The sequence below is a fragment of the Microbacterium sp. ISL-103 genome (assembly GCF_018613995.1).
In the GTDB taxonomy this organism is placed as follows: domain Bacteria; phylum Actinomycetota; class Actinomycetes; order Actinomycetales; family Microbacteriaceae; genus Microbacterium.
On the sequence record NZ_JAGGPD010000014.1, the window covers coordinates 1 to 3,471 of the forward strand.

Annotated in this window: 4 protein-coding genes; 2 read left to right on the forward strand and 2 right to left on the reverse strand. The window is 70.2% G+C overall.

The window, feature by feature from the left end:
• Positions 1–493: CE1759 family FMN reductase (locus J7E68_RS00765; RefSeq protein ID WP_215168949.1), on the forward strand; the 493-nt coding region annotated here is incomplete at its 5' end.
• Positions 494–574: 81 nt separating this feature from the next.
• Positions 575–1,927, forward strand: coding sequence for an FAD-binding oxidoreductase (locus J7E68_RS00770; protein ID WP_215168951.1), 1,353 nt, complete (start codon positions 575–577; stop codon positions 1,925–1,927).
• A 75-nt stretch (positions 1,928–2,002) separates the two neighbouring features.
• Here the strand turns inward: J7E68_RS00770 and J7E68_RS00775 are convergent, their stop codons facing one another.
• Together J7E68_RS00775 and J7E68_RS00780 are read right to left on the reverse strand one after the other, a co-directional pair.
• Positions 2,003–2,701 carry a response regulator gene (locus J7E68_RS00775; RefSeq protein ID WP_215168953.1) on the reverse strand — a complete coding sequence of 233 codons (699 nt, stop codon included), beginning with the start codon at positions 2,699–2,701 and terminating at the stop codon, positions 2,003–2,005.
• Positions 2,698–3,471 (reverse strand): sensor histidine kinase (locus J7E68_RS00780; RefSeq protein WP_215168955.1); only part of this gene is annotated, 774 nt, incomplete at its 5' end. The genes J7E68_RS00775 and J7E68_RS00780, both read right to left, overlap by 4 nt.

The window sequence follows — 3,471 nt, forward strand, 5'->3', positions numbered from 1 at the left end:
CGCGCACGACATCACGAACAACCTGCTCACGGGCTTCGCGCCGCCTGCTCGCGAGACGGCGATCAACACCGTCGTCTCCGCGGATGCGCTGATCGCGGTGACGCCGATCTTCTCGACGAGCTACTCGGGTCTGTTCAAGTCGTTCATCGACGTGCTCGACCCCGACGCGCTCACGGGGAAGCCGGTGCTGATCGGCGCGAACGCCGGCACGGCGCGGCACTCCCTCGCGATCGACTATGCGATCCGCCCGCTCTTCGCATACCTGCATGCCGACGCTGTGTCGACCGGTGTGTTCGCCGCGTCCAGCGACTGGGGAGGCGCCGGCGACGACGTCGCCCCCCTCGGGAAGCGCGTCGAGAAGGGCGCGCGAGAGCTGGCCGAGGCGATCGCGAAGCGCGAGGTGGCTGCCACCGCCGACCCGTACGATCCCGCGACTTACCTCGGGGAGGGCCGATCGTTCGGCCACATGCTGGGCGGTCTCGCCGGAGAGTGACAGGTCCCCGGGATCGACCGGGAACGCGCGCAGGGCCATGAGGCCGTAGACGATGTCAGAAGGGCGTCGTACGGTGACCTCATGGCCCTTCGTTCTGTGCTCGAATCCGCGCGGCATGCCCTGAGCGGTGCCCTCGTCCTCCCCGGCGACGACTCCTTCGACGCCGCGCGCCGTCCGTGGAATCTGGCGGTCGAACAGCATCCGGCGGGTGTGGCCGCGCCGGCCGATCTGCGAGACCTGCGCACTCTTCTCGACGCCGCGCGCGACGCGGAGGTGACGCTCGCGGTGCAGCCCACCGGGCACGGTGCCGGCGGTGATCTGCCCGGCGCCGTCATCGTCCGCATGGCCGCCTTCGACGAGCTGTCGGTCGACCTCGGTTCCGGAGTGGTCCGTGTCGGCAGCGGAGTCCGCTGGGGCGCCGTAGTCGAAGCACTCGAAGGAACAGGCTGGGTGGCTCCTGCAGGCACCAGCCCGGTCGTCGCCGTCGCGGGCTACACCCTGGGCGGCGGGCATTCCTGGTTCAGTCGCACGGCGGGACTCGGGTCCGACAATCTCAGGGCCGCGTGGGTGCTGCAGGGCGACGGGACACACGAGCGGGTCGACGACGAGAGCGATCCCGAGCTGATGTGGGCGCTTCGCGGTGCCGGCGGCATCGTCGGGATCGTGACGGCCCTCGAGATAGACCTGGTCCCTGCGCCCACGTTGTGGGGCACCGAGCTCACTTTCGACGCCGCAGACGCCGCGGCGGTGATGCGGGCAGTGCGAGACCTGTCCTCAGAGGCCCCGGCTTCGCTCAATGTGTTCGTGAACTCGATGCGCATGCCCGACACTCCGCAGCTTCCCGACGAGATCCGAGGACGCAGTTTCATCACCGTGCAGGCGCTGTCGACGGTCGGTGCCGCTGATGAGCTGATCGAGCAGGTGCGGCGGGCGGGCGTCGTTCGCCGCGAGGTCTCCGGGGCCACGTCGCCGAAGACCGTCGCCGCGTCGAGCGGCGAACCCACCGAACCGACGCCCGGCCGAGGCGTGTCCGCTGCGCTCTCGTCGCTCGACGACTCGACGATCGACGATCTCTTCCGCTTCCGGGAGGGGCCGGAGCAGTGGCCGATCATGGGCATCGACATCCGGATGCTCGGTGGGGCGCTGAACGCACCTCGCCGAGCGGGCTTCGCGACGCTCCAGGGCGTCGACTGGCTGCTCCATGCGCTGGTGCCTGTCTTCCCGGGTGTGCCCAGCGAACCGGGCGACGCGAGCATGGCGGGCTTCCGCGAGACGCTGGCGCACGCGATCGCTCCGCAGACCGTCCCGACGTTCCTGGGGCCCGGAGAGACTCTCGAGCGCTGCGGCGAGCCGGCGGCGATCGATCGCCTGCGCACGATCAGGGCTGCCGCCGACCCCGACTCGCTGATCCACGAGGGGCGGCTCCCTCGCTGATCGCGCGTGCGGTGTCCGGCGAACGGGATCCGCGTCGTCCGCATGGTGAGACTCGGGCGCAGGTGCCGCGCCGGCTCAGCCGTCTCCGTCCGTGCGTCGGGTCCAGCGGTACTCCGTCTCGGGGCGCCCGCGTGCGCCGTAGCGGGCGCTGCGCGTGATGATGCCCGAATCGGTGAGGTGCTCCAGGTACCTCCGTACGGACACGCGTGACATCCCGAGCCGGGCGGCCGCCTCACTCGCCGACACCGCGGTACCGGATGATCGCAGCTCTGCGGTCACCTTCTGCAGTGTCGCGGCCGACAGCCCTTTGGGAATGGGGATCGTCCCGGTCGTGCGTCCGAGAAGCGCGTCGATCTCTGCCTGGGTCGCCTCCCCGGCCGTCGACCGCGCCTGCTCCCGATGGGTGCGGTAGGCGGTGAGGCGCTCATGGAACACCGCGAAGGGGAACGGCTTGACGAGGTACTGGTAGACGCCCAGTGCTGCCATCTGCCGGACGGTGTCCGCGTCGCGCACGCCGGTGATCGCGATCACGTCCACGGCCGCAGCTCGGGAGCGGAGTCCTCGGAGCACATCGATGCCCGAGCCGTCGGGCATCGTGATGTCGAGAAGCACGAGATTGAACGGCTTGTCCTGTGGCTGTTCGAGCACGGCCGAGAGCGCGGCCCGAGCGCCGGTGCACTCCCCACCCACGACGAACCCGTCGATCCTCTCGAGATACGAGCGGTGGAGCTCGAGCGTCAGAGCGTCGTCGTCGACGATCAGGGTGCGGATCATGGGTTCCTGCGTCCTCTCACGGGCGGAAGGATGACGGTGAACGTGGTCGGATGCGCGGACAGCGCCACTGAGCCGCCGGCGCCGACCACGACCGCGCGGACGAGGGCGAGGCCGACCCCTCGCCCCTGCGCGCCCGCAGGCTTCGTCGAGAAGCCGTGGGCGAACACGCGCTCGCGCAGCTCGGACGGTATGCCGTCGCCGCCGTCCGACACGTCGAGAACGATCCCACCGTCGTTCGAGGGTCGCAGCGACACCTCCACCCAGCGCTCCGTGCCGTTGGCGGCGGCATCCATGGCGTTGTCTATCAGGTTGCCGAGCACAGCGACGCTGTCGACGGGGGACAGCGGCGAGGCGGGGGTGTCCGGGTCGATGCTGACCCGCCAGTCGATCCCGCGCTCCCTGGCCTGCGACGCCTTGCCGAGGAGCAGAGCGCCGATGGCGGGATCGCCCGCCTGTCGGGCGGTGACCTGATCGACGAGCGACTGACTCTGGCGCGACGTCTCGGTCAGGATCTCGATCGCCTCTTCGCTCCGCCCCAGCTCCAGAAGCGCGACCGCAGTGTGCATCCGGTTCCCGTGCTCGTGCGTCTGAGCGCGCAGCGCATCGCCCAGGGTGCGCAGCGATTCGTATGACGACACGGCGTCCCTCACCTGACCCGGTGGCAGGTCTCCTGCGATGCCGCGCGTGAACCGACGAGCGATCCACGCGCCGAGAGCGCCGAGAGAGACGAGGCCGACGGTGATGCCGATCGTGAGAGGCAGCCGGCGCAC

Bases quoted from the DNA above. Each gene is read 5' to 3' on its own strand.
- J7E68_RS00770 (WP_215168951.1), top strand. From the start codon at position 575: ATGGCCCTTCGTTCTGTGCTCGAATCCGCGCGGCATGCCCTGAGCGGT.
- J7E68_RS00775 (WP_215168953.1), bottom strand. From the start codon at position 2,701: ATGATCCGCACCCTGATCGTCGACGACGACGCTCTGACGCTCGAGCTC.